The sequence below is a fragment of the Massilia sp. Leaf139 genome (assembly GCF_001424165.1).
Taxonomy (GTDB): domain Bacteria; phylum Pseudomonadota; class Gammaproteobacteria; order Burkholderiales; family Burkholderiaceae_D; genus Telluria.
In genome coordinates, this window is record NZ_LMOJ01000022.1 from 178,643 (window position 1) to 205,639 (window position 26,997).

The 26,997-nt window shown below is 66.7% G+C and carries 19 protein-coding genes and 1 other RNA gene; 13 read left to right on the forward strand and 7 right to left on the reverse strand.

Annotated elements, in window-relative coordinates:
* Positions 1-80: 80 nt before the first annotated feature.
* Entirely contained in the window at positions 81-2,813 is a 2,733-nt protein-coding gene (locus ASF77_RS12205; RefSeq protein WP_056339424.1) for an EAL domain-containing protein, read from the reverse strand.
* Positions 2,814-3,176: 363 nt separating this feature from the next.
* Between ASF77_RS12205 and ribBA the strand changes: the two genes are divergently transcribed.
* The 3 genes from ribBA (at position 3,177) to nusB (ending at position 5,437) form a co-directional block, all read left to right on the forward strand.
* Positions 3,177-4,289: a bifunctional 3,4-dihydroxy-2-butanone-4-phosphate synthase/GTP cyclohydrolase II gene (gene ribBA, locus ASF77_RS12210; RefSeq protein ID WP_056339425.1), complete on the forward strand. Its 1,113-nt coding sequence runs from the start codon at positions 3,177-3,179 to the stop codon at positions 4,287-4,289.
* A 168-nt stretch (positions 4,290-4,457) separates the two neighbouring features.
* The gene (gene ribH / locus ASF77_RS12215) at positions 4,458-4,943 is read left to right on the forward strand and encodes a 6,7-dimethyl-8-ribityllumazine synthase (protein ID WP_056339428.1); all 486 of its coding nucleotides are present in this window, start codon (positions 4,458-4,460) and stop codon (positions 4,941-4,943) included.
* 23 nt (positions 4,944-4,966) lie between these two features.
* Positions 4,967-5,437 (forward strand): transcription antitermination factor NusB, encoded by a 471-nt coding sequence (gene nusB, locus ASF77_RS12220; RefSeq protein ID WP_056339430.1) that lies wholly within the window; start codon positions 4,967-4,969, stop codon positions 5,435-5,437.
* 219 nt (positions 5,438-5,656) lie between these two features.
* On the opposite strand, the gene ASF77_RS12225 is transcribed toward nusB, so the two are convergent.
* On the reverse strand, positions 5,657-6,478 hold the full coding sequence (locus ASF77_RS12225; RefSeq protein WP_229445409.1) for a transglycosylase SLT domain-containing protein: 822 nt from the start codon (positions 6,476-6,478) through the stop codon (positions 5,657-5,659).
* 580 nt (positions 6,479-7,058) lie between these two features.
* On the opposite strand from ASF77_RS12225, the gene ubiD reads away from it, so the two are divergent.
* From ubiD to ASF77_RS12265, 9 genes are all read left to right on the forward strand, one after another.
* On the forward strand, positions 7,059-8,543 hold the full coding sequence (gene ubiD / locus ASF77_RS12230) for a 4-hydroxy-3-polyprenylbenzoate decarboxylase (protein ID WP_056340361.1): 1,485 nt from the start codon (positions 7,059-7,061) through the stop codon (positions 8,541-8,543).
* 83 nt (positions 8,544-8,626) lie between these two features.
* Positions 8,627-8,725: signal recognition particle sRNA small type (ffs, locus tag ASF77_RS23660), an RNA gene on the forward strand.
* A gap of 228 nt (positions 8,726-8,953) precedes the next feature.
* Positions 8,954-10,420, forward strand: coding sequence for a methyl-accepting chemotaxis protein (locus ASF77_RS12235; protein WP_156648870.1), 1,467 nt, complete (start codon positions 8,954-8,956; stop codon positions 10,418-10,420).
* Between the two features lie 100 nt (positions 10,421-10,520).
* Positions 10,521-12,695, forward strand: coding sequence for a DNA polymerase III subunit gamma/tau (locus tag ASF77_RS12240; RefSeq protein ID WP_056339435.1), 2,175 nt, complete (start codon positions 10,521-10,523; stop codon positions 12,693-12,695).
* Between the two features lie 32 nt (positions 12,696-12,727).
* Entirely contained in the window at positions 12,728-13,057 is a 330-nt protein-coding gene (locus tag ASF77_RS12245) for a YbaB/EbfC family nucleoid-associated protein (RefSeq protein WP_056339437.1), read from the forward strand.
* A 13-nt stretch (positions 13,058-13,070) separates the two neighbouring features.
* Positions 13,071-13,361, forward strand: a complete 291-nt coding sequence (locus ASF77_RS12250) for a YciI family protein (RefSeq protein WP_056339439.1) — start codon at positions 13,071-13,073, stop codon at positions 13,359-13,361.
* 2 nt (positions 13,362-13,363) lie between these two features.
* Positions 13,364-13,954 carry a recombination mediator RecR gene (gene recR / locus ASF77_RS12255; RefSeq protein WP_056339441.1) on the forward strand — a complete coding sequence of 197 codons (591 nt, stop codon included), beginning with the start codon at positions 13,364-13,366 and terminating at the stop codon, positions 13,952-13,954.
* 219 nt (positions 13,955-14,173) lie between these two features.
* Complete coding sequence (locus ASF77_RS12260; RefSeq protein WP_056339442.1) at positions 14,174-15,310, forward strand: glycosyltransferase family 1 protein; 1,137 nt, start codon at positions 14,174-14,176, stop codon at positions 15,308-15,310.
* Positions 15,297-16,124: a DUF2334 domain-containing protein gene (locus ASF77_RS12265; RefSeq protein ID WP_229445411.1), complete on the forward strand. Its 828-nt coding sequence runs from the start codon at positions 15,297-15,299 to the stop codon at positions 16,122-16,124. The genes ASF77_RS12260 and ASF77_RS12265 overlap by 14 nt, the downstream gene beginning before the upstream one ends.
* Positions 16,125-16,352: 228 nt before the next feature.
* Here ASF77_RS12265 and ASF77_RS12270 read toward each other — a convergent pair whose 3' ends face one another.
* On the reverse strand, positions 16,353-16,631 hold the full coding sequence (locus tag ASF77_RS12270) for a hypothetical protein (protein WP_056339446.1): 279 nt from the start codon (positions 16,629-16,631) through the stop codon (positions 16,353-16,355).
* A gap of 181 nt (positions 16,632-16,812) precedes the next feature.
* On the opposite strand from ASF77_RS12270, the gene ASF77_RS12275 reads away from it, so the two are divergent.
* Positions 16,813-19,230 carry a penicillin acylase family protein gene (locus tag ASF77_RS12275; protein WP_056339448.1) on the forward strand — a complete coding sequence of 806 codons (2,418 nt, stop codon included), beginning with the start codon at positions 16,813-16,815 and terminating at the stop codon, positions 19,228-19,230.
* Between the two features lie 7 nt (positions 19,231-19,237).
* On the opposite strand, the gene ASF77_RS12280 is transcribed toward ASF77_RS12275, so the two are convergent.
* The 4 genes from ASF77_RS12280 to ASF77_RS12295 all read right to left on the reverse strand — a co-directional run bounded on the left by ASF77_RS12280 (position 19,238) and on the right by ASF77_RS12295 (position 26,805).
* Positions 19,238-21,406 carry a bifunctional diguanylate cyclase/phosphodiesterase gene (locus ASF77_RS12280; protein ID WP_056339450.1) on the reverse strand — a complete coding sequence of 723 codons (2,169 nt, stop codon included), beginning with the start codon at positions 21,404-21,406 and terminating at the stop codon, positions 19,238-19,240.
* A 10-nt stretch (positions 21,407-21,416) separates the two neighbouring features.
* On the reverse strand, positions 21,417-24,242 hold the full coding sequence (locus tag ASF77_RS12285; RefSeq protein ID WP_056340368.1) for a hybrid sensor histidine kinase/response regulator: 2,826 nt from the start codon (positions 24,240-24,242) through the stop codon (positions 21,417-21,419).
* 299 nt (positions 24,243-24,541) lie between these two features.
* Complete coding sequence (locus ASF77_RS12290; RefSeq protein WP_056339452.1) at positions 24,542-24,739, reverse strand: YbdD/YjiX family protein; 198 nt, start codon at positions 24,737-24,739, stop codon at positions 24,542-24,544.
* Positions 24,739-26,805, reverse strand: a complete 2,067-nt coding sequence (locus ASF77_RS12295; RefSeq protein WP_056339454.1) for a carbon starvation CstA family protein — start codon at positions 26,803-26,805, stop codon at positions 24,739-24,741. Before ASF77_RS12295 ends, ASF77_RS12290 begins: the two co-directional genes overlap by 1 nt.
* Between the last annotated feature and the right edge of the window lie 192 nt (positions 26,806-26,997).

Below are 26,997 nucleotides of genomic sequence, written 5' to 3' on the forward strand. Positions count from 1 at the left end.
GCAGCGCCTCGCCGTACTTTCGTACTGTCTTCGGCGCTGCGCCTTGCCCTGACCGCTCTGTTAGGCGCTCTTGATGGCCACTAAACGGTCACACGTCCCGCCAACAATAGCGCCTCCATCTCCCGCGCCGGCAGCGGCTGGCTATAGAGATACCCCTGCAGCACCTCGCAGCCGATGCGGCCGAGGAAGTCGCGCTGATCCAGAGTCTCGACGCCTTCCGCCACCACCCGCAGCGACAGGCCTTCGGCCAGCGCGATGGTCGCCTGGGCGATGGCCGCGCTGCGCGGGTCGGTCGTGATGTTGCGCACGAAGGCCTGGTCGATCTTGAGCTTGTCGAGCGAGAAGCGCGACAGGTAGCCGAGCGACGAATAGCCGGTGCCGAAATCGTCCAGCGAAAGCGAGACGCCCATCGCGCGCAGCTCGGCCAGCTGGGCTTCGGCCGCGCTGGTGTCGCCCAGCATGACGCTTTCGGTCAGCTCGATTTCCAGGTAGCGCGCTTCCAGGCCCGATTCGACCAGCGCCGCGCGCACCACGGCGGGCACGGTGCCGGCCTTGAACTGGTGCGCCGAGACGTTCACCGCCACCGGCACGCGCGGCAGTCCCGCGTCCTGCCAGGCCTTGTTCTGCAGGCAGGCCTGGCGGATCACCCAGTCGCCGATCGGCAGGATCAGGCCGGTGTCCTCGGCCAGCGGAATGAAGTCCGCCGGCGAGACGCGCCCCAGTTCGGAGCTGTGCCAGCGCAGCAGTGCTTCCATGCCGAGCACCTGGCCATCCGCACGCGCCACCTGCGGCTGGAAGTGCAGGGCCAGTTCGGCCTGGCCGATGGCGCGGCGCAGGCGCGTTTCGAGTGCCAGCCAGCGCATCGCCTGGTCGTTCATCTCGCCCTTGAAGAAGCGGAAGCCGTTGCGGCCGGCATCCTTCTGGTGCGCCAGCGCCGCGTCGGCCGCTTTGAGCAGGTCGCCGGGCGCGTCGCCGTCGCGCGGGAAGACGCTGATGCCGATGCTGCCGGTGACGACGACGTCGTGCCCGTCCACCGCGTGCGGCTGGGCGATGGCCTCGATCAGGCGCTGGGCCATGAAGATGATGTCCTCGGTGTCCTCGCAATTGGTGAGCAGGACGAATTCGTCGCCCGACAGGCGCGCCACCGTGTCGGTGGCGCCGGCGATGGCGCCGGCGCGCCGCGCCACTTCGCGCAGCAGGTCGTCGCCGGCGTTGTGGCCCAGGCTGTCGTTGATGCGCGAAAGGCGGTCGACGTTCACCAGCAGGAGCGCGAGCTGGCTGCCGTCGCGCCGCGCCGCGGCAATCGATTGCTGCAGGCGGTCGTGGAACAGCGAGCGGTTCGGCAGCAGCGTCAGCGCATCGTGGTTCGACAGGAAGTCGAGCTGGTTGTGGGCGGCGATCAGGGCCGACATGTCGGTCGAGACCGAGACATAGGCGGTCAGTCTGCCTTCGTCGTCGCGCACGGCGCTGATGCTGGTACGCTCGGGGTAGACCTCGCCGTTCTTGCGGCGGTTCCAGATCTCGCCGCGCCACTGGCCGCTGCTTTCCAGGCTGTCCCACATCGCGCGGTAGAAGGGCGCCTCATGGCGGCCCGAGCGCAGCACGCGTGGATTGAGGCCGATGACGTCGGCCTCGCGGAAGCCCGTGATGCGCTCGAAGGCCGGATTCACCGCGACGATGTTGGCGCAGGCGTCCGTCATCATGATGCTTTCCTGGGTGCTGTCGAAGACCTGGCGCGCCAGTTCCAGCCGGTGCTCGCTCTCGCGCAAGGCGGCGTCGGCTTCGGCGCGCGCGGTCGCTTCCAGCTGCAGCTGGGCCGCGTGGCGCTGCACGACGTCGTACAGGTTCAGGTTTTCGTAGGCGACCGCCAGGTGGGCCGCCAGGGCCGAGGCCCAGCGTTCTTCCTCTGGCCCGAAAGGCGCGGCGCTTGGGGCGCGCACGAAGTACAGCCAGCCGTACAGGTGGCGCAGGTCGCGCACGGCGAGACCGAGGAAGGAACCGCAGCGCGGCAGGCCGGGCGGCAGGGTGCCGAGCAGCGGGTCGCCTTCGGCCAGCAGCAGGGTCTGGCGCGACTGCAGCAGGGCGCCCGGCAGGCGCGTGCCGGTGGCATATGGGTGCAGCAGCGCACGATCGAGCCCGCGCGCGTCCAGGTGGCAGACCGTGCGCTCGTCGTTATCGAACAGGCACAGGGCCAGCTGGTCGGCGTCGAGGATGCGCTGGGCCGCGTTCAGGAACAGGTCGACCAGGGCGTCGACGCGGCGCGCGCCGGCCAGGTGCAGGCACATCTCTTCGAGCGCGGCGAGGCGGTTGCCGACGCGGCTGTCGCCGGGCGCCGGCGTGGGAACGGCAGCGGGGATGGCTGGCGCGGACGCGCTGCCGGGCGTGCCGCCGGACGTGCTGCGTGCGTCCCGTGCGGCCTCCTGCGCCGCTCCTTGCGCGGCGGCCGACAGCCCGAGCTCGGCATTGACGGCGGCCATGATGTCCTGCGGGTCGGACGGTTTGCTGAGCACGGTCTGCACGCCGCAGCTGCGCGCCATCGCCACCGTCTCGCGCTCGGCGTAGACGGCGGAATAGAAGATCACGCGGGTGGCGGCCAGGGCGCGGTCGGCGCGCAGGCGCTGGACGAACTCGTAGCCGTCCATGGTCGGCATCAGTATGTCGGTGATGATCAGGTCGGGCCGCTCGGCGCGCACCAGCTGCAGGGCGGCGGCGCCGTCTTCGGCTTCCAGCAAACGGTGTTCGGTGAAACCGAGCAGGGCCAGCAGGTAGGCGCGGTTGCTCGGGCGGTCATCGACGATGAGGATGGTGGCCATCAGTGCGTCTCCCGGGCTGCGGCGGTGGACTGAGGGTCGAATTTCTGTACCAGCATGACAACTCCATGAATGCACCGGCGGCAGCACGCCGATGCGGGAAGACCTGACTGCGATTAATCATAATCCAGCCAATGTCGCAAACACCACAAAGTTGCATAGTAAAACATAATAATTAACAATTGTTTTTGAACAAATGCATTCTGTTGCCTTGTTGCAACGTTTGATGTGTTCAAATACAACTTGTTTAGCCGCCTTTCCTGCCGAGTTCCCCGCATCGACTCGGTTAAAACTCGGTAAATCCTTTAAAATAGCGGATTACGCACGACGCGTCACCGATTCAAGTACCGATTCAAGGAAATCCGCATGTCTATCTCCAGCACCCAGGAAATCGTTGCCGAACTTCGCGCCGGCCGCATGGTCATTTTGGTCGACGAAGAAGACCGCGAAAACGAGGGCGACCTGGTTCTGGCGGCCGACTTCGTCACGCCCGAGGCGATCAATTTCATGATCCGCCATGCGCGCGGCCTGGTCTGCCTGACGCTGTCGGAAGAGATCTGCGACAAGCTGGCGCTGCCGATGATGACGAGCCGGAACGGCACCTCCTTCGGCACCAATTTCACGGTCTCGATCGAAGCGGCCGAAGGCGTCACCACCGGCATCTCGGCGGCCGACCGCGCCCGCACGATCCAGGTCGCCGTGGCGAAAAACGCCAAGCCGGACGACCTGGTGCAGCCGGGCCACATTTTCCCGCTGCGCGCGGTCAAGGGCGGCGTCCTGATGCGCGCGGGCCATACCGAAGCGGGCTGCGACCTGACGGAAATGGGCGGCCTGACCCCGGCCTCGGTGATCTGCGAGATCATCAAGGAAGACGGCACCATGGCGCGCCTGCCCGACTTGATCGAGTTCGCGAAAGAACACAACCTCAAGATCGGCACCATCGCCGACCTGATCCACTACCGCAGCGAGAACGAGAGCCTAGTCGAGCGCGTTGCCGAGCGCACCCTGAACACGGCGCACGGCGAATTCCGCCTGGTCGCCTACCGCGACAAGCCGAGCGGCTGCGCCCACCTGGCGATGGTGCACGGCGAGCTGCAGCGCGATGCAGAGACCCTGGTGCGCGTGCACCAGCCGGTGTCGATCCTGGACGTGCTGGAACACCGCGCCACCACCCACTCGTGGACGATGGCCTCGGCCATGGACGCGATCAAGAAGAGCGAGTCGGGCGTCGTCGTCCTGCTCAACTGCGGCGAGACGGCCGAGCAGCTGTTCGCCCAGTTCTCCTCGCTGGACGCACCGGGCGCGCGCCCGAGCGGCCGCGCGGCCACGATGGACTTGCGCACCTACGGCATCGGCGCCCAGATCCTGAAGGATCTCGGCGTGGGCAAGATGAAGCTGCTGGCCAATCCGCGCAAGATGCCGTCGATGACCGGCTTTGATTTGGAAGTCACCGGCTACATCGCGAATCCTGTGGCCTAAGCCTCGAAAAACCTATTGCGCGTCGAACTTTTGGCCTGTGATGCTCGCTGTACATTCGTACAGCTGCGCTTCTCGACCAAAATTTCTTCCGCTCGCTACGGTTTTTCGAGGCTTTGAGACACTGTAGGATTCATAATCATTTAAAGACAAATACGAAAGAGGGCAGCCATGACGGTAGGAACTTATGAGAGCAACATGACGGGCGAGGATCTGCGCATCGGGATCGTGCAGGCGCGCTTCAATGCCGATGTCGGGCATGGCCTGCTGTCGTCCTGCCTGGCCGAGCTGAAGCACCTGGGCGTGGCCGACGAGGACATCCTGCATGTGACCGTGCCGGGCGCCCTGGAAATCCCGCTGGCCCTGCAGAAGATGGCCGAAACCCAGCAGTTCGACGCGCTGATCGCGCTCGGCGCCGTCATCCGCGGCGAAACCTATCACTTCGAGCTGGTCTCGAACGAATCCGGCGCCGGCATCACCCGTATCGGCCTGGACTACGGTATCCCGATCGCGAATGCGGTACTGACGACGGAGACCGACGAGCAGGCCGAAGTGCGCATGGCAGAGAAGGGCGCCGACGCCGCCAAGGTGGCCGTCGAGATGGCCAACCTGCTGCTGGCGCTGGAAGAGCTGCACCCCGAGGAAGAAGAAGAGTAAGGGAAGAGAAAGCAAGGACGAACATGAACGACAAGACCACCCACGCCAACCCGAGCAAGAACCGCACCCCGCGCCACCGCGCGCGCGAGTTCGCGCTCCAGGGCCTGTATCAATGGCTGCTGAACAACGAGCCTTCGACCCAGGTGGCCAACAACATCCGCGCCGCCCACGGCTTCGACAAGGCCGACGGCGAGTATTTCTCGTCGCTGCTGAACGGCACCATCACGACCTCGGTCGAGCTGCGCGAATCGATCGCCCCGCTGATCGACCGTAACGTCGCCGACCTGTCGCCGATCGAACACGGCGTGCTGCTGCTGGGCGCCTTCGAACTGAAGAACCACCCGGAAATCCCGTACCGCGTCATCATCAACGAAGCGGTCGAGCTGACCAAGTCCTTCGGCGGCATCGACGGCCACAAGTACGTCAACGGCGTGCTCGACAAGCTGGCCTCGAAGCTGCGTCCGGAAGAGGTCGGGGCCGACGCACGGCGCTGATTCTCTCTATATATAGTAGGGCGGCAAAAAAGCCACCGTTGCCGAAAGGCGCGGTGGCTTTTTTGTCGCTGCGTTGTAGGGTGGGCATGCCCACGCGTACGTGCTCGTGCGCCGGCATATCGTGTCCACCAGACCGCGAGCCGTGGCATGCGAACGCATGCAAGACGTAAAAAAAGCCACCGCAAGCGGTGGCCATGAGGAGTGAACGACCTGTGTGGCTTACAGCGTCGCCAGCGCTTCCGCGTGCGGCTCGGCGGCGGGTGCCGGCTCGGCCTTCGGCGCGGCCGGGGCGGGCGCCGCAGCGGGCTTGTCGGCCGGCGCTGCCTTGACGACCATCTGCGCGGGCGCTGCCGGCGTAGTGGTCGGGACTTTCTTGCCGCCGGCAACCTGCTTCAGGCGGTGGTATTCGGCCAGCACCTTGGCGCCATAGCCCGAATCGTCGTCCATGTCGGCCGCGCCGACATAGGTCTTCAGACCGCCTTCGACTGAACCGGTACGCTTCACGTAATCCTTCAGGATCTGGGCGCCGACACGGATGTTGGCGACCGGGTTCAGGGCGGCCTGGGTGCCGCCCACTTCCTCGAACTTGTCGTGATGCACCTTGGCCATCACCTGCATCAGGCCCTTGGCGCCCATCGGGCTTTCCGCGAACGGGTTCAGGCCCGATTCGATCGCCATGACGGCCAAGATCAGCAGCGGGTCGAGCTTGATCTCGTGGGCCGTCATGTAGGCCGTCGAGACGAGCATGTTGGCTGCGTCGCCGGCCACGCGGTAGCGCTTGGCCAGCCAGGAAGTGACGTTCTGCTGCTGCTTCGTGTTGCCGAGGTGTTTGACGTCGGCATGGTGTTCTTGCGCGGTATCGAGCGCGACGGCATGGATCGGCGCCGGGTTGGCGGTGGCGGCGACGGCTGGAGCAGGTGCAGCGGCGACGGTATCGGGATACAGCAGTTCGGAAACTTTTTTTGCTGCATCCGGGTTCGTGTAGAGCAGGGCCAGTACCGCCACTGCCGAGAGACCGAACACGGTCAGAGTGTGTTGCATTGTGGTCAACAGACCACGTACCGTTTTGCTCACTTGTGAAAACGTGACTGGCTGGCTGGCCATGGATTGGACGAGCCTTGCGCTCGTACCGAACAAACGATTGATCATCGAAGTCCCCTTTGTCGCGGCGAAAAGGATCCCGTCGTGGCGCTCTGGGCGCTACGGAGGTTACCAATGCCGTGCATCAGAAAAATCGTCAGGGCTTCCAGTGCGGAAGACCAAAACGCCGTCATTGCTTTGCTTCAGCTGGCCGATGCCCAAGGCGGGTACGGCTCAGTGGCTCAACAACTGTCTCGGGGGTTCAGGCAGACGCCTGGTGGAAACACTCCTTACAAATGTCGTTGGGGCCCCGACCCCGTGAAGTTATGAGAGCGGCTACAATCTGCTTTCAAAAATGGCCGTCTCATCAAGTAGGTGCGATTGTAGGAGGTCGTTTATACCAAGTCAATACTAGCACGACTGCGCTTTATTACTTTTAGATCTGACTTTTTGCCAGTTAGCTCAGCAATACCTTGCCAAATCAAATACTTGGCGGCGCAACTTGATTAACCGCAAGCAATCGAAAAACAAGCAAAACTTGATGAAATATTCAGATCTTCGGGATTTTATGTCCCAACTGCAACTAAATGGCGATCTACGGCGTGTAACTACCCCGGTATCGCCCCATCTCGAAATGACCGAAGTGGCGGATCGCGTGCTGCGTGCCGGCGGGCCGGCCCTGCTGTTCGAAAAGCCGACCGGGCACACGATCCCGGTGCTGGCCAACCTGTTCGGCACGCCGCAGCGCGTCGCGCTGGGCATGGGCGCGGACGATGTGAGCGAGCTGCGCCGCATCGGCCACGTGCTGGCGCGCCTGAAGGAGCCAGAGCCGCCGCGCGGCTTCAAGGACATCATGGGCCTGGGTTCGCTCGTGAAAGCTGTATGGGACATGGCGCCGAAGGAAGTGAAGGGCGCGCCCTGCCAGGAAATCGTCTGGGAAGGCAATGACGTGGACCTGGCGCGCCTGCCGATCCAGCATTGCTGGCCGGGCGACATCGCGCCCCTGATTACCTGGGGCCTGGTCATCACCAAGGGGCCGAACAAGAAGCGCCAGAACCTGGGCATCTATCGCCAGCAGGTGTTATCGAGGAATAAGGTCATCATGCGCTGGCTGGCGCACCGCGGCGGCGCGCTCGACTTCCGCGAGCACGCCATCGCCAATCCGGGCCAGCCGTACCCGGTGGCCGTGGCCCTCGGCGCCGATCCTGCCACCATCCTAGGCGCGGTCACGCCGGTGCCGGACAGCCTGTCGGAATACCAGTTCGCGGGCCTGCTGCGCGGCCAGCGCACGACGCTGACCAAGGCCATCGGCAGCGAGCTGCGGGTGCCGGCCTCCGCTGAGATTGTGCTGGAAGGCCATATCTACCCGGATGCGAATCATCCATCCGGCTTCGAGCATGCGCTGGAAGGCCCGTACGGCGACCATACCGGCTATTACAACGAGCAGGACAGCTTCCCGGTGTTCACGATCGACCGCATCACCATGCGGCGCGACCCGATCTATCACTCGACCTATACCGGCAAGCCGCCCGACGAGCCGGCCGTGCTGGGCGTGGCGCTCAACGAGGTGTTCATCCCGCTGCTGCAGAAGCAGTTCAGCGAGATCACCGATTTCTACCTGCCGCCGGAAGGCTGCAGCTACCGCATGGCCGTGGTGCAGATGAAGAAGCAGTACGCGGGACACGCCAAGCGCGTCATGTTCGGGGTGTGGAGCTTCCTGCGCCAGTTCATGTACACCAAGTTCATCGTCGTCGTCGACGAGGATGTCGACGTGCGCGACTGGAAAGAGGTGATCTGGGCGATCACGACCCGGGTCGATCCGACCCGCGACACGGTGCTGGTGGATAATACCCCGATCGACTACCTCGATTTCGCTTCGCCGATCAGCGGGCTGGGCAGCAAGATGGGCATCGACGCCACCAATAAATGGCCGGGCGAGACGAACCGCGAGTGGGGCACGCCGATCGTGATGGCGCCCGAGGTCAAGACGCGGGTCGATGCGATCTGGCAGGAGCTGGGCTTGTAGGGAAGAGGGGGCCGTGACGGCGGCCTTTCTCTTCAGAATAAAAACGACGCCACAAGACCGTGGCGTCGGTTATAATGCGGTCTGGCGGGCCCCTGCGCATTGTGGCATGGTTTACCTGGTCAGGTCGGGAACGAAGCAGCCAAAGCCGTTCACCGCAAGTGCCGCAGATCAGGCTCGCCTCCTTCGTTTCGCTTCCCTTCAGTTCCGTCTCCATGTAATTCCATTTGTCTTCCTGCCGTGCACAGACGTCGGTCAAACATTTTGTTTCTTTCGCAAACAATTGTTGGGCAATCAATTCAAATAGTTTTCAGACGTTCTCTGTCGCTATTCTGCCAAACAGTGCTGCACGGAAACCTTTTTTCCTGTACGCTCCATCCCTTTCGATAATTTCGATAAATAAGGGAGCAGGAATGCGCAACCAGGACGTGGAAACAGCACTACGCGAACACTCTCGCTTGGCCGACCGCCTGATGGTCGCCATCCTGTGGGCGATGTTCGGCGTCGCCCTGGCGCTGTCGGGCATGCACGACACGCTGGCATGGGCGCTGGGGGTCGGCATTCCGGCCGCCGCCATTCCGACTTTCCTGATGTTCGTTGCCGGCGGCGCGCGCGTGACGCGCATGGCCGTGGCTTTGGCCATGATCGTCATGTGCGCCTTGCACATCCACCAAGGCGGCGGGCGCGACGAACTGCACTTCGGCTTGTTCGTGACGCTCGCCTTCCTGCTGTGCTACCGGGACTGGGCGGTGATCGTGGCGGCGGCTGGCCTGACGGCCGTCCATCACCTGTCCTTCAATTATTTGCAGGAACTGGGTTACGGCGTACGATGCCTGGCCGAGCCGGGTATCGGCATCGTGCTGGTGCATGCAGGATATGTCGTCGCCGAGACCATCGTGCTGTGCTACCTGGCCAAGGTGTTGCAGCAGGACGCGGTGCAATCGGCGGAACTGCGTGTCAGCGTCGCCGCGCTGCAGGCAGGCAACGGCGCGATCGACCTGCGCACGCAGGTGCCTGCACGCAGCGACAGCGGGCGCGCCCTGCAGGACGTGGTCAAGCTGCTGCAGCGAACCATGGCCAGCGTCCAGCACAGTGTACACACCACCAGTGCCGCTTCGCACCAGATCGCGCAGGGCAATGCCGAGCTGTCGCAGCGAACCGAGCGCCAGGCCGCGGCGATCCGCGCCACCGTCGCTTCGATGTCTGAGTTGACTGCCACTGTGCAGCGCAATGCCCAGCACGCGCGCCAGGCCGACGCGCTGGCAGGATCGGCCTCGGGCGTCGCCACACGCGGCGGCCAGGTCGTGAGCCAGGTGGTCGAACGCATGGAGGCGATCGACGCTTCCTCGCGCCGCATCGGCGACATCATTTCCGTCATCGACGGGATCGCCTTCCAGACCAATATCCTGGCGCTCAATGCCGCGGTCGAGGCGGCGCGGGCGGGCGAGCAGGGGCGCGGCTTCGCCGTCGTCGCCAGCGAGGTGCGCAACCTGGCCCAGCGTTCGGCCGGCGCCGCGCGCGAAATCAAGGCGCTGATCGAAGAGTCGGTGGGGCAGGTCAGCGCCGGCAGCGCATTGGCCCAGCAGGCCGGGCGCACGATGGACGAGGTCGTCGACAGCGTGCACAAGGTCTCCAGCATCATCGCCGAAATCAGCAGCGCCAGCCGCGACCAGGCCCAGGGAATCGCGGCGATCGGCGACGCCGTCCAGGCGATGGACGACGACACCCGCAACAGCGCGGGCATGGTGCGCGAAGCCGCGGCGGCGGCCGGCGCCCTGAAGGACGAGGCCGAGCACCTGGCCGAGGTCGTCGCCGTCTTCCATCTGGACAACGCAGCCGATGCCAAAGCGAAGCGCCCGGCACTGCTGAGCGCCGCTTAATTAGCCAGTTCGCAGGCAGTTCGCGGAGATGCCAGCCCGGCATCTCCGTCCTCATCCGGGAAAGTGGGCGGCGGCGCCCAACTGCGGTAAAATCCTGCCTATGTCCTATCAAGTCCTCGCCCGCAAATACCGCCCCAAGAACTTCGAAACGCTGGTCGGCCAGGAGCACGTCGTGCGCGCGCTCACCCACGCGCTCGGTACGGGCCGCCTGCACCACGCCTATCTGTTCACGGGTACCCGCGGCGTCGGCAAGACGACGCTCTCGCGCATCCTGGCCAAGTCGCTCAACTGTACCGGGCCGGACGGGCAGGGCGGCATCACGGCCCAGCCTTGCGGGCAATGCGAAGCCTGCCGCGCCATCGACGCCGGCCGCTTCGTCGACTATATAGAGATGGACGCCGCCTCCAACCGCGGCGTCGACGAGATGGCGCAGCTGCTCGAGCAGGCCGTCTACGCACCAAGCAATGCGCGCTTCAAGGTCTACATGATCGACGAGGTGCACATGCTGACCAACCACGCGTTCAATTCGATGCTGAAAACGCTCGAAGAACCGCCCGAGCACGTCAAGTTCATCCTTGCCACCACCGACCCGCAAAAGATTCCGGTGACGGTGCTGTCGCGCTGCCTGCAGTTCAACCTGAAGCAGATGCCGCCGGGTCACATCGTCGGCCACCTGGAAAACATCCTGGGCCAGGAAGGTGTTACCTTCGAGCAGCCCGCGCTGCGCCTGCTTGCGCAAGGCGCGCACGGCTCGATGCGCGATGCGCTCTCGCTGACCGACCAGGCCATCGCCTACGCGGCCGGCGCCGTCACGCTGGACGCGGTGCAGGGCATGCTGGGGGCGCTCGACCAGTCCTATCTCGTGCGCCTGCTCGACGCGCTGGAGCAGGAGAACGGCGCCGATCTGCTGGCCGTGGCCGACGAGATGGCCAGCCGCAGCCTGTCGTACAACGGCGCGCTCCAGGATCTGGGCACCTTGCTGCACCGGATCGCGCTGGCCCAATCGGTGCCGAACGCCGTGCCCCAGGATCTGCCTGAGCTCAGCGACATCCTGCGCCTGGCCGAAGCCTTCGATCCGCAGGAAGTGCAGCTGTTCTACCAGATCGCCGTGCACGGCCGGAACGAGATCGGCCTGGCGCCGGACGAATACGCCGGCTTCACCATGACCCTGCTGCGCATGCTGGCCTTCCGGCCGGGGCAGGGCGGGGCTGAACGCATCGCCGCGCCGGCCGCCGCCAGTGCGCCGCGCGCCGCGCCGCCGGCGGCACGTGCCGCGGCCGCCAGCCAGTCCCAGGCGGCGCCGGCAGCGGCACCGGCCGCAGCACCCCCGCGTCCGGCCGCACCTGCGCCTGCAGCCAGCAATCCCGCGCCGGCCATGAACTCAGCCCGCGCCGCGATCAACGCCGCGCTGGAAGCGGCCCGCGCCGCATCGGGCCAGCGCGCCCCGGCCAAGCGTCCGGGGGGCGATGCGCCGCCAGCGGCCGCGCCAGCTGCACCGGAGCGTCCGATCAATGTCGGCCCGAATGTCGGCACAAGCGGCGGCCAGCCTGGCCCCGCCAATCCGCAAGCCCGCATGCCGGGGCCGCCGCCGGCGCCCTCGGCTGCGATGGGCGCGCCGGCGCAAGGCGCGCGTCCGGGCGCCGCGCCGCCCTGGGATCGTCCGGGTGCGCAGGCCGAGGCGCGCCAGCAGCCGCAGGCGCGTGCCGGCAACCCGGCTGCCGCTGATGACGAACCGCCGTCCTGGGTCACCGAATTTTCCGACGACACCGCGGTCGCCAACGAGGCCGCGGCCGAAACGGTCGCCGCGCCGGTGAGCGCGCCGCCCGCCGCCCGCGCGCCGGCAGCGCCGCCGCACGAATATGTCGTCACGCCGATCCCGAGCCTCGACTGGGACGGCAACTGGCCGGCGCTGGCCGCGAGCCTGCCGCTGCGCGGCGTGTCGCAGCAGCTGGCCCTGCAGACCGAACTGATCGACTGCCATGCCGACAGCCATTCGGCCGTGTTTCGCCTCCGCGTGCCGGTCGATACCCTGCGCGCCAGCGGCAACAGCGAAAAACTGCAGGCCGCCTTGCAGGACATTTTTGCCGGCAAGCGCATCACCGTCGAAACCGAAATCGGCCCGGTCTGGTACACCGCCAGCGCGGAAGCCAAGGCCGCGCGCGAAGAACGCCAGCGCCTGGCCGAAGCCATCGTCGCCGGCGACCCGTTCGTGCAGGAGATGGAACGGGTGCTGGGCGCCTTCGTCGTCCCCGGCTCGGTGCGCCCGCCGGTCTGAACCTACCCTTTTAATTACTGGAGAACCGCACCATGATGAAAAACCAGCTCGCAGGCTTGATGAAACAGGCGCAGGCCATGCAGGACAACATGAAGAAGGCGCAAGAGCAGCTGGCCCTCATCGAAGTCGAAGGCCAGTCGGGCGCCGGCCTGGTGAAAGTCACGATGACCTGCAAGAACGACGTCAAGCGCGTGCAGATCGACCCGTCGCTGCTGGCCGACGACAAGGACATGCTGGAAGACCTGGTCGCCGCCGCCTTCAACGACGCCGTGCGCAAGGCCGAGGCGACCGCCGCCGAAAAGATGAGCGGCCTGACCGCCGGCATGCCTGGCCTGCCGCCCGGCTTCAAGATGCCGTTCTGATCCGACGGGATCCATGTTTATCGTTTCGCTCAGCTATACCGCGCCGCTCGCGAGGATCGACGCCCGCCTGGCCGCCCACCGCGACTGGCTGGCGACGCAGTACGCGGCCGGCATCTTCCTGATGTCCGGCGCCAAGGTGCCGCGCGACGGCGGCATCATCCTCGCGCGCGCGCCCAGCCGCGGGGCGCTGGAGCGGATACTGGCCGAAGACCCGTTCGCGCTGGCCGACCTGGCGCGCTACGAGATCACCGAGTTCACTCCGACCATGACGGCCGAGGCCTTCGACGCCTGGCGCGGGGTGTAATCGTGTCCAAATCGCTCGACTTCCTGACCGAGGCCTTGCGCCGCCTGCCGGGCATCGGCCCCAAGTCCGCGCAGCGCATGGCCTTTCACCTGCTACAGCACGACCGCGAGGGCGCCGCAATGCTGTCGCGCGCGCTCTACCAGGCGGTCGATTCGGTGCACCACTGCGCCATGTGCAATACCTTCGCCGACACCGAGGTGTGCGAGATGTGCGCCGACGAAGCGCGCGACCGCACGCTGCTGTGCATCGTCGAAACCCCTGCCGACCAGATCATGATCGAGCAGACCCTGACCTATAAGGGCCTGTACTTCGTGCTGATGGGACGCCTGTCGCCGCTGGACGGCATCGGCCCCAAGGATCTGCACCTCGACAAGCTGGTCGGGCGCGCGGCCGACGGCGTCGTGGGCGAGGTCGTGCTCGCGACCAATTTCACCAACGAGGGCGAAGCCACCGCCCACTACATCAGCGAGATGCTCAAGGCGCGCGGCCTGAAGGTCAGCCGCCTTGCGCGCGGCGTGCCCGTGGGCGGCGAGCTCGAGTATGTCGATGCCGGCACGATAGCGCGCGCCATGCTTGACCGGCGCAGTGCATAATCTTCCGACAACACCCCCGTAGCGAGCGCCTGATAAGGCCTCCACGGCTGCGTTGCACCGTCCTGCCGTACATGCGTACTGTCTGCGACGGTGCGCCTTGCCATGAAGGCCTTCTCAGGCTCGCAGTACCTCGGTATGCGGCGGTAGCCGTTTGCGTGCGCGCAATCGGCACAGGAAGTCCGCTGCTATCGTGGGCCTACTCTAAGCGGATCCGGAAGCATGCACCTCGTCGACATCACGATGTTTTACGCCGCCGAAGGCAATGGCGTAAGCACCTACCTCAATGCCAAGGCGCGCTGGCTGGCGCGGCAGGGGCGCGTCCAGCACACCATCCTCAGCCCGAACGTCGACAGCGGCGGCGCGGCGCCGGCGCTGGTGCGCGTGCCGGCCGTGGCGCTGCCGGGCATCAATGGTTTTCGCATGCCGACCTCGGTACGCGCGCCCGCGCGCCTCCTGCGCCAAGCCGCGCCCGACCTGATCGAAGCGGGCGATGCCGGCCATAGCGCCTGGGCGGCGCTGCGCCTGCGCCGCCGGCTCGGCGTGCCGGCGATCGCCTTTTATCACTCCGACCTGCCGCGCCTGGTGCGCCCGCGCTTCGGCCAGACGGCGGAAGGGGTCGCCTGCAAATACCTGTCCCACCTGTACCGCCAGTTCGACCTCGTGCTCGCGCCCAGCCGCACCATGGTCGAACAGCTGCATGCCATGGGCGTGCATGGCGCGCGCCACCAGCCGCTGGGTATCGACAGCAGCATCTTTCACCCGTCGCGCCGGGTCGAGACCCTGCGCGCCCACCTGCGCTTGCCCGAGAGTGCGCGGCTGCTGGTGTACGCCGGCCGCTTCACCCACGAGAAAAAACTGCCGCTGCTGATCGAGGCCGTGCGCAAACTCGGCCGGCCCTATCACTTGCTGATGGTGGGCGGCGGGCTCGACCTGCCGCACTATCCGCAGATCACCTATCTGCCCTTCAAGCGTAACCAGCGCCACCTGGCGCGCCTGCTGGCCAGCTGCGACGTGCTGGTGCATCCGGGGGACTGCGAGACCTTCGGCCTGATCGTGCTGGAAGCCATGGCTTGCGGCCTGCCAACCGTCGCCACCTCCGGCGGCGGCGTGGCCGAGCTGGTCGACGACGACACCGGCATCCTCGCGCAGCCGAACTGCGTCGACAGCCTGGCAGGCGCGATCGAGGCCATCTACGAACGCGACCTGGCGGCGCTCGGAGCCAATGCGCGGCGCAAGGCGGCCGAGTATTACGACTGGAACGAAATCCTGCCGCAGGTAATGCGGCGCTACCAGGGCGTGCTCGGCACGCGCGGGCTGGACGAACCGGGGGCGAGGAGCATCTGTGTTACCGACTGACGCCTCACCGACCGGAGCGTCATCGATCGACGCGCGCGCGCTGCTGGCCGAGCCGCCCATGCTGTGCGTGTCGATCCACGACGTCGCCCCCGCCACCTGGGAAGAATGCGCGCGCCTGGCGCGGGCAATGCGCCGCGACGCAGACATTCGCCTGACCTGGCTGGTGGTGCCGCGCTACCACGGGCGCGCGAGCGACGAGCATGCCGAGCGGGCGATGCGCGCCGGGCTGGACTCGGCGCTGGCGCGCGGCGACGAACTGGCGCTGCACGGCTACACCCATCTCGACACCGGCGACCAGGCGGCCAGCCTGGGCCAGCGCTTCCTGCGCGGCGTCTATACCCGCAGCGAAGGCGAGTTCGCGGCGCTGGCCGCCGCCGAGGCGCGCGAACGCATCGCGCTCGGCCTCGAATGGTTCCGCCAGCGCGACTGGCCGGTGTCGGGCTTCGTGCCGCCGGCCTGGCTGCTGGGCGAGGATTCCTGGCGGGTACTGCCCGAATTCGCGTTTTCCTACACCACCACCTTCGCGCGCTTCCACCTGCTGCGCCAGGGTCGCTCGGTGTTCGCGCCCTCGCTGGTCTACACGGCGCGCAATCGTACCGGACGGGCGCTGTCGCCGCTCGCCGCCAGCGCCGCCGCGCTCTGCATGGCGCGCGCGCCGCTGATGCGCCTCTCCCTGCACCCGCCCGACGTGCGCCACCCGCACCTGATCGCCCACGCCCAGCGCCTGGTCGAGCGCATGCTGGCGACGCGCGAAGCCGTCACCAAGGCCGAGTGCGCGCGCAGGCTGCTAGCGCTGCCAGGTACAACCGCGTGAGCATTTCAGTCAGCCAGGTGCCCAAACAGGCCTTAGAGCCTGTGAAAAAATTGTCAGGGCAAGGCGCGCCGACGAAGACAGTACGAGGGTACGGCGAGGAGGTGCAACGCAGCCATGACGATTTTTTCACAGGCTCGTAGGGGTGGTCGAGGCCAATGGCCTCGACCACGGCTTCACCGGGCGGTTCTCCTGCCCACGCGTCCACATCCCGCTGCAGCGGGTAGACGCCTACCAGCCCCGCCCCCAAAACCCGCCGCCCCAATACCGTGGCCCCCAGGGGCCATAGCCGGCGTGTGTGCCATAGCGTTGCACCTCGTCCTTCGTGCTCAGGCTGATGATGCAGTTACGCCATTGGTCGGATTGCTGGGTGTAGCCAAGACGGTCGCAGGCCGGGCCGTAGACGGCGATCATCTCCGTCATTTCCGCCTGCTTGCGCGCCGCGCGTTCTTGCGGAGTGGCGCAGGCGCTCAGCAGCAGTGCTGCCGCCAGTACGATGGTGGTACGCATTGCGAGCTCCTTTGCAGTGGATTTCACTGGTTTCGAGCTTAGCGCAAGATGCAGAACACTGCTCGAACCGTCCAATCGGACACCCCTCAGCCATCCTGCGGCGGAGAACGCGCAGCCGCGGCTTTCTCGAGGATGGGTTTTCTGGCAAGATCATCCGCAAAACGACAACAAAGGGGATGCGATGCGGTCACGCCGCTGGAAAACCTGGATCGGACGGGTCGTCCTGATCCTGCTGGGATGCCTGTTGCTGGCGATCCTGGCCGCATGGCTGCTGCTGCGTGCCAGCCTGGCGCAGCGCGAGGGCGAGCGCGTCGCGCCGCTGCTGGCGGCGCCCGTCACGGTCGCGCGCGACGACGCCGGCGTGCCGCTGATCCGCGGCGCCAACCGGCTCGATCTCGCCTATGCCACCGGTTTCGTGCATGCCCAGGAGCGCTACTTCCAGATGGATCTGCTGCGCCGCACGGCGGCCGGCGAGCTGGCCGAGCTGTTCGGCCCGCGCGCGCTGCCGCTCGACCGGGCGCGGCGCCTGCACCGGTTCCGCCCGCGCGCCGCAAAGGCGCTGGCATCGCTGCCGCCGGCCGACCGCGCCTTCGTCGACCGCTATGTCGCCGGCGTCAACGACGGCGTGAATGCGCTGGGTGCGCGTCCCTTCGAATACCTGCTGACCGGCACCACGCCGCGTCCCTGGCGCGCCGAGGATTCGCTGCTGGCGGTGTGGTCGATGTTCATCGATTTGCAGGGCAACCTGGAGCCGCGCGAACTGGCGCGCGGCTGGCTGCGCGCCCACAGCGACGATGCCCAGCTCGCCTTCCTGCTGCCGCAGGCGACGCGCTGGGATGCGCCGCTGGACGATGCCGCCACGCTGGCCGATGTCCCGTTGCCGCCGACCGCGCCCGCCTGGTGGGGCAGCACGCCTGCCCAGCCGATGCCGCAGACAACGCTGGCCGCGCTCGACCTCCTTGAACGCGGCGACATGGTCGGCAGTAACAACTATGCGATCGCCGGCAGCCGCAGCGCGAGCGGCGCCGCGATCGTCGCCGACGACATGCACCTGGGTCTGCAGCTGCCGAACATCTGGTACCGGCTGGCGCTGCTCTACCCGGACGGGCAGGGGATGGAAAGGCGGCTGGTCGGGGTGACGCTGCCGGGCGCGCCGCCGCTGATCATCGCCGGCAGCAATGGCAAGGTCGCCTGGGGCTTCACCAACAGCTATGGCGACTACCTGGATCTGGTCGAACTGGGCATCGATGACGCGCATCGAGGCCAGGTGCGTACGCCGGACGGCTGGGAACGGCCGGTCGCGCATGAGGAGCTCATCGCGGTCAAGGGCGGCGCGGCCGAGCGCCTCCTCGTACGGGAAACGGCTTTCGGGCCGATCCGCGCCGTCGGCGGCAAATCCTACGCGCTGCACTGGGTCGCGCACGAACCCGGCGCCCTGAACCTGAACCACCTGCGCCTGGAGGACGCCGCGACGCTGGACGCTGCCCTGTCGATCGCCGCCACCGACGGCATTCCGGCCCAGAATTTCGTCGCCGGCGACGCCACCGGCAATATCGGCTGGACGATCGCCGGCCGCCTGCCGCAGCGGCTGCGCGCGGACGCCGCGACGAGTTTCCCATTGGCGCCAGGCGGGACTCCGACCTGGAAGGGCCTGCTCCCGCCCGAACAGTATCCGCGCGTGGTCAATCCGCCCGGCGGCCAGCTCTCGACCGCCAACAGCCGCCAGTTGCTGGGCCCGGGCAGCGCGCTGATCGGCGACGGCGGCGCCGACCTCGGTGCGCGCAGCAGCCAGCTGCGCGACCGCCTGCGCCTGCTGGGGCCGCGCACCGACGAAGCGCTTGCCTTTGCCGCCGCGCTGGACGACCGCGCACTGTTCATCGCCGGCTGGCGCGAGCGTGCGCTGGCCGTGCTCGACAAGGATGCCCTGCAGGGCCAGCCGCGCCGCGCGGCCTTCCGCCAGCTGCTGGCGACCAGCTGGAATGGCCGCGCGGACGTCGACTCGGTCGGCTACCGCCTGGCGCGCAACTTCATGTGGGCGCTGCACGACAACCTCTTCGCCGGCGCCAATGCGCAGCTGGCGGCGCTCGATCCGAAGGCGACGGTGGCGGCCGCCAACCCGCGCTGGCCGGCGGTGCTGGCGCGCCTGCTCGACGCGCAGCCGGCCGGCTGGCTGCCCGCGGGCCAGCGCGACTGGCGCGCGGTGCAGCTGGCGGCGGTCGACCGCGTCATCGCGGCCTTCGAGCGCGAGGGTGTACCGCTCGAGAAGGCGACCTGGGGCGCGCGCAACACGGCGGCGATCGCCCATCCGATCGCACTGGCGGTTCCGGCGCTGGGAGGTTTGCTCGGCGTGCCGCCCGACCAGCTCGCGGGCGACGCCCACATGCCGCGCGTGGCCGGGCCGAAGTTCGGACAGTCGCAACGCTTGACGGTGTCGCCAGGGCGCGAGGAGGCGGGGCTGTACAACATGCCGGGCGGGCAGAGCGGCCATCCGCTCTCCCCGTATTTTCTACGAGGGCATGCCGACTGGGTGCAGGGGCGGCCGGTGCCGCTGCTGCCGGGGCCGGCGCGTCACACACTGACGCTGGCGCCGGCGCGTTGAGGGGCGCTCAAGGCGCCGGCAGCATCATGGGCAGCCGGCCCAGCATGTCCGTGATCACGTCGGCGCTCGACGGATGGCCGAGGAAGTAGCCTTGCACCAGGTCGCAGCCATACTGTTCGAGCAGGATCAGCTGCTCGTCGGTCTCGACTCCTTCGGCCACCACCGCCATCTTGAGGCCATGTGCCATCGCGATGATGGCGCGCGTGATCGCCGCGTTTTCCGAGTCCTGCGGCAGGCCGCAAATGAAGCTGCGGTCGATTTTCAGGGCGCGCACATCGAAACGTTTTAGATAGTTCATCGACGAGTAGCCGGTGCCGAAGTCGTCGATCGAGAGATGGACGCCGATGCGGCGCAGCTGCTCCAGCGTGGCCAGGGTCGCCTTGGCGTCGTCCATCAGCGTGCCTTCGGTCAGCTCCAGTTCCAGCAGTTTCGGATCGAGTCCCGTCTCGTCGAGCGCGGAGAGCACGATCTGCGACAGGTTCTCGTCCTTGAACTGCTTGGCCGAGAGGTTCACCGCCATGCGCACCGAGCGGTGCAGGGCGCGCTGCCAGGCGCGCGCCTGGTCGCAGGCGGTGCGCAAAACCCATTCGCCGATCGGCACGATCAGGCCCGTCTCCTCGGCCAGCGGAATGAATTCGGTCGGCGAGATGATGCCGCGCTCCGGATGGCGCCAGCGTACCAGCGCCTCGACGCCGACGATTTCGAGCGAGCGCACGTCGAGCTGCGGCTGGTAGAGCAGGTAGAGTTCGTCGTTCTGCAGGGCTTTTCTCAGGCCGACTTCGAGCTTCACATGGCTCATGATCTGCATCGTCAGCGAGGAACTGTACAGCTTGGCGTTGTTCTTGCCGCAGTTCTTGGCGTGATACATCGCTGTGTCGGCGAACTTGAGCAGGGAATTACAATCATCGCCGTCTTCCGGGAACAGCGAGATGCCGATGCTGGCGGTAACAAAAATCTCGTTGCCGTCGATGAGGAAGGGGCGGCGCATCGCCTCCTTCACGCGGTGGGCGACGTTGAGCGCATGCTCCACGCGCTCCAGGTCTGGGATCAGTATCGTGAATTCGTCGCCGCCCAGGCGCGCCAGGTTGGTGGCGGAGGTTGCCGGTTCGATCGTTCCCGCTTCGTCGGGCAGGGCTTCGCTGCGCGACACCAGGTCGCTGGGGCGGATCGTCTCGCGCAGGCGCTCCGAGACGATCTTCAGCAGGTGGTCGCCGACGTTGTGCCCGAGCGTGTCGTTGATGCGTTTGAAGGCGTCGAGATCCATGAACAGCACGGCGAACTTCTTGTTGCCGACTTTCGAGCGCTGCAGCTCGCGCTCCAGGGTCTCCAGGAATGCCTGGCGGTTCGGGATGCCGGTCAGGCTGTCGCAATAGGCCAGGCGCCGGATCTGCTCTTCGCTGCGCTTGCGTTCGCTGATGTCGCGCACCAGGCCCAGCACCTCGGAGGGGCTAGTCGCCACCAGGCGCGCCTCGAAATGCTGGGCCGCGCCGAAGCGCAGCAGTTCGTATTCGAGCGAGCGGATCTGCTGGGTGCGCAACACCTCGCTCAACTGCTCCATCACGCGCGCCGCGATCTCGCGCGGCAGCACCTCGGTGATGTGGCGGCCGACGCAGCGCTCGCTGGTGAAGGGCACGGCGCCGTCGCGCTCGCGGCTCGGAAAGCCCCGGCCCGGCTCGTAGTCGAGATAGAAGCCGTCGCGGTTCATGCGGAAGAAGGTGTCCGGAATCGCGGCCAGTACGGCGCGGTTCTGGGCGTCGGCGATGCGCAGGCGCGCGATGGCGTCGCTCGCGCGCAGCACATACAGCACGCGGTGGCCGAGGATCGGCCAGTTGATCGGCTTGGAGACGAAGTCGGTGGCGCCGGCCTCGTAGGCGCTGGTGACGGCTTCGATGTCGTCACCGCCGGTGACCATCACGATCGGCACAGAAGCGCCCGGCCCGTCGCCGCGGCGGATCGCGCGGCAGGCGGCGAAGCCGTCCAGGTGCGGCATTTCGACGTCCATCAGGATCAGGTCGGGCCGGCGCTCGCGCGCGAGCTGCAGCGCCAGGCGCCCGTCCTCGGCCTCGATGCCGTCCAGGCCGACCTGCTGCAGCATCTCGAGCATCAGGAGACGCATCACCGGATCGTCGTCGGCAACAAGCACGACACCGCGTTGTGGGGAAGGGGAGGCTGACATCGTGATTCCTTCACTGGTTCTCTAGCATGGCGTTCAATGACTGCCGCACCGCCTGGAATTCGTCTTCCATGTCGGTGAGCAGGGTGGCCGCGCCCGTGACGCTGGCGTTGCGGCCCATTTGTTCGAGATCCTTGCACAGGCGCGCCAGCGTCTCGGCGCCGACGTTGGCGCTGGCCGACTTCAGGCTGTGCGCGACGCGCCGGACGGTATCGGCGTCGCGCCCGCCGACGGCCTGGCGCAGGGTACGCAGGTGCTGCGGAGCGTCACCGACGTAGGCAGCGACTACCTTCTGCACCAGCGCGTCGCCACCCTGCTGGCTGAGCGCGCGGATGTTGTCCAGGGCCTTGGCGTTGATGACGTGACGCTGGATCACTTCGCGCGCCTCCGCTGGCAGAACCGGGGCGGCGTCGTCGTGGTGGATGGTGGCCGCCAGCGCCAGGCCGATCCAGCGTCCGATCACGCCGGCCAGTTCGGCCTGGGTGAAGGGTTTGGAGAGGTAGTCGTCCATGCCGGCGGCCAGGCAGGCTTCGCGGTCGCCCTGGAGCGCATTCGCGGTGATCGCGATGATCGGCAGGGTGCGCGGGCGGCCGGCGCCTTGCTCTTCGCGGCGGATGGCGGCGGTGGCGGCGAAGCCGTCCATCACCGGCATCTGGCAGTCCATCAGCACCGCCTCGAAACTCTGGGTGCGCACCGCCTCCAAGGCTTCCTGGCCATTGCGTGCCACCTGCGCCTGCAGGCCCAGGCTCTCGAGCATGGCTTTCGCCACTTCCACGTTCACCGGATTGTCCTCGGCCAGCAGCACGCGCCGGATGCGCGCCGTGCCTTCGCCGCGCGGCGCCTGCGGCGGCGGCAGGAACTGCGGCGCGGGCGCGGTGAGGCCGCGCGGGCGGGTGCCGAGGCAGGCGAACAGGTCGGCCGCGCGCGCCGGCTCGATCAGCTGGTAGGCGACGCCGGCCTCGCGCCGCTGCACCGGATCGGCCGCCAGGCGCTCGGGGCTGAGCAGGATCAGGCGCGTCGGACGCGTGAGCGGATCGGCCTTGATGGTCGCGGCCAGCAGCAGGCCGCTCGACTGGGTCAGCTCCATGTCGAGGATGGCGGCATCGAAGGGCTGGCCGGCGCGGGCCTCGGCCGCCAGCATGTCGAGCGCGGCGCGGACGCCGGATGCGCCTTCGCAGGACAGGTTCCAGGCCGCCAGGTGGCGCGCCAGGGCGATGCGCGTGGTCTCGTCCTCGTCGACTACCAGCACGCGCATGCCGTCGAGCGTGTGCTGCTGGCCGCCGGGCGCGTCCGGATCGACGCGGCGCTTGTCGAAGCTGACCGTGAACCAGAACACCGAGCCCTTGTTCACGCCCTTGCCCGCGCCGTTGTCAACGCCGATCGCGCCGCCCATCAGTTCGACCAGCTGCTTGGAGATCGCCAGGCCCAGGCCCGTGCCGCCGAACTTGCGGGTGGTCGAGTCATCGGCCTGGGAGAAGGCTTCGAACAGGCGTCCGCGCGCCTCGCGCGAGATGCCGATGCCGGTATCGATCACTTCGAAGCGCAGCATGACGGCCTGGCTGTCTTCGCTGGCCACGCGCACGCGCGCCTCGATGCGGCCCTGTTCGGTGAACTTGATCGCATTGCCGAGCAGGTTGGCCATGATCTGGCGCAGCCGGTTCGGATCGCCGCAGATCGCGACCGGGATGTCGTTGGCGATGTCGAAGTCGAGGGCGATGCCCTTGTTCTGCGCCTGCGGCGTGTACACCGTGTGGATGTCCTCCAGCAGATCCCAGAGGTTGAAGTTGATGTACTCGATGGTGAGCTTGCCGGCCTCGATCTTCGAGAAATCGAGGATGTCGTTGATGATCACCAGCAGGTGTTCGCCCGAGCGCTTGACCAGGCGCGTGTAGTTGCGCTGGGCCTCGCTGAGCGCCGTCCCGAGCAGCATCTCGGTCATGCCCAGCACGCCGTTCATGGGCGTGCGGATCTCGTGGCTCATGGTGGCCAGAAAAGCGCTTTTCGCCCGGCTCGCCGCTTCGGCGGCGTTCTTGGCGCGCTCGAGCTGTTCGGTGCGCACCGAGACCTGGCGTTCGAGTTCGTCGCGGTGGGTGGCCAGCGCCGCGCCGCGGCCCTCGATCTGGGCCAGCATGTCGTTGAAGCTGTCGATCAGGGTGCCGAGTTCGTCGCGCCGCGTGTGCTGCACGCGCAGGGTGTAGTCCTGGCTCTCCGACACCTGCTGCGCCGCCGCGATCAGCTTCGTGACGGGATCGGCGATGCTGCGCGTGAAGCGGCGCGCCAGCACCATCGACACCAGCAGCGAGACGCACATCGCGCCGCCGAGCACGCCGACGCTGTGCACGATATCGCGCCACATCGGCAGCAAGTCCGCCTCGATCACCAGCACGCCCACCTGTGCCGTGCCGCCCATGACCGGCCGGTACAGGCGCAGGCGCGGCGCACCGAACTTGCCGCCCGCCTGGTTGGCTGCCGCGAGCGCGGCGGCGTCGACGCCATCGAGCTGTTTTGGCGGCTCCTCGCTGGTATTTGCCGGCGAGCCGTACGTAGCGAACAGTTTGCCCTTGCGGTCGTACAGGGCGGCGCGCGATATCTCCTGCTTCGCCTCCAGCGAAACCAGCAGGGTGAGCGCCATCGTGTGGTCGTTGAAGATCAGTGCGTCGGCGCTGCTGGTGGCGACGACGCCGGCCAGGGAGGAAAGCTGGCGTCCCTCGTTCTCGCGCTTGTTCACCACCGAAGCCACTGCAAAGGCGACGAACACGCATAGCAGCGCGGTGCCGGTCGAGAGCAGCGACATCGTCGTCAATTTTCGGTACAGGCTGGAACGCGCGAAGTTCGACATGGAGGCGATCTGCAGGAGCGGCACGGCGATACGGGCCTGCGCCAGCTGTGCGCATGCCCTCCTTGCAGAAATGCAAATTCCTGCAGGAAAAAATATTACGTGGGAGGGGGAGGGGTGGCTTTGCGTTGCCGCAAAGCGGGAGGGAAGGGTGCCGTAGGATGGACGGCGCTGCCGTCCACTCCTTCCATGCGCGTGATGAAATGCGCTAATTTTATGCGGGGGTTGCTGCTAACGATGTTCACCGGTTACGTGGGCACGAGTGCCCACGCTCCCGTGGCGGTTGTTGCTGACTCGAAGAGTCAGCAACAACCGCCACTGCGTCCCGACCCATAACGCGCTTCCTGGCGCTCGCGGAAGAACTCCTCGTAAGTCATCGCCGGCTTGCCGGGATGCTCGCGCTCCATGTGCGCCAGGTAGGTGTCGTACTCAGGCAGGCCGACCATCAGGCGCATGCTTTGCCCGAGATAGCGGCCGGCCTGGGCGAGGGTGGAGAACATCACTGCACCTGTGGCGAAGGCGCGGCGACGAACGGCGATTCTTTCACCGTCGGGCTGCTGTTGTTACGCGCATTCATCACCGTGCGGATGCCATAGTAGAGCACCGCAAGGACGACGACCATGAAGAAGCCGGCCAGCGCCGCGTCCACGTAATCGTTGAAGATGATGCGGCGCATCTGGTCGAGCGACTTGGCCGGTGCCAGCACCTGGCCCTGGTCGAGCGCGGCCTGGAACTTCTGGGCGTGGGCCACGAAGCCGATCTTGACGTTTTCGTGGAAGATCTTCTGCCAGCCGGCGCTCAAGGTGCAGATCAGCAGCCAGATGGTCGGCACGACCGTCACCCAGGCGTATTTGCCGCGCTTCATCTTGAACAGCACGACGGTGCCCAGCATCAGCGCGATCCCGGCCAGCATCTGGTTGGCAATGCCGAACAGCGGCCACAGGGTGTTGATGCCGCCCAGCGGATCGACCACGCCCTGGTACAGGAAATAACCCCAGGCCGCGACGCACAGGCCCGTGGCCAGCAGGTTGGCCGGCAGCGACTCGGTGCGCTTCAGGGCCGGCGAGAAGGTGCCCAGCAGATCCTGCAGCATGAAGCGGCCCGCGCGGGTGCCGGCGTCGACCGCGGTCAGGATGAAGAGCGCCTCGAACAGGATCGCGAAGTGGTACCAGAAGGCCATCATCGCCTGGCCGCCGACGACGTTCGACAGGATGTTGGCCATGCCCACCGCCAGGGTCGGGGCGCCGCCGGCGCGCGAGATGATGGTGTGCTCGCCGACGTCCTTGGCCATCTGGGTCAGGGCATCCGGGGTGATGACGAAGCCCCAGCTCGAGACGGCCGCCGCCGCGCTTTCGGCCGTGGTGCCAAGCAGTGCCGCCGGCGCGTTCATCGCGAAATAAATGCCTGGGTCGATGGTCGACGCGGCCACCAGGGCCATGATGGCGACGAACGATTCCATCAGCATCGCGCCATAGCCGATGAAGCGGGCGTGGGTCTCGTTCTCGATCATCTTGGGCGTGGTGCCCGAGGAGATCAGGGCGTGGAAGCCGGAGACGGCGCCGCAGGCGATGGTAATGAACAGGAAGGGGAAGAGGTTACCCGACCAGACCGGGCCGGAGCCGTCGACGAAGCGCGTCACGGCCGGCATCTGCATGTGCGGGGCGACCAGCAGGATGCCGATCGCCAGGGCCACGATGGTGCCGATCTTGAGGAAGGTCGACAGGTAGTCGCGCGGCGCCAGCAGCAGCCAAACGGGAATGACGGAGGCGACGAAGCCGTAGCCGATCAGCATCCAGGTCAGTTCGGTGCCGGTGAAGGTGAACATCGGGCCGAGGGTGGGCGAATCGTGCACCCACTGGCCGCCGACGATCGCCAGCATCAGCAGGATGAAGCCGATGAAGGAGATTTCGCCGATGCGGCCGACGCGCACGTAGCGCGAATAGACGCCCATGAAGAGCGCGATCGGAATCGTCGCCATCACGGTGAAGGTGCCCCAGGGCGAGCCGGTCAGGGCTTTCACGACGATCAGCGCCAGCACCGCGAGGATGATGACCATGATCATGAAGGTACCGAAGAGGGCGATGACGCCCGGGATCTCGCCCATCTCGGACTTGATCAGGTCGCCCAGCGAGCGGCCGTCGCGGCGCATCGACATGAACAGGACGATGAAGTCCTGCACCGCGCCGGCGAAGACGACGCCCGCCAGGATCCACATCATGCCCGGCAGGTAGCCCATCTGGGCCGCAAGCACGGGGCCGACCAGCGGCCCGGCGCCGGCAATGGCCGCGAAGTGGTGGCCGAAGAGCACGTACTGGTTCGTCGGCACGTAGTCGAGGCCGTCGTTGTATTTATAAGCTGGGGTCTGGCGCGTGGCGTCGAGTCCCATCACCTTGGTGGCGATGTACAGGCTGTAGAAACGGTAGGCGATCAGGTAGACGCAGACGGCCGCCGCCACCACCCACACGGCGTTGATGGACTCGCCGCGGCGCAAGGCAACGTAAGCGAGCGCACCGGCGCCGAGAAGTGAGAGCGCCGCCCAGCCGAGTCGATTTCCGAGACTTTTCATGGTGGCTCCTAAGGTTTTTCTTGTAGAGGTGCGGCGCATCCGCCGTGCTGCCGAGTCCGCCAGCGCGGGGTGGATGAGGAATCCGACCCGTATCTTGCCCTATTATGGAAAAGGCAAGCGCATGATTCTAACCGCCGGTGATAATCTTTTGACTACGTATTATCCCGTAGTAAATGTATCCATAAAGAAACA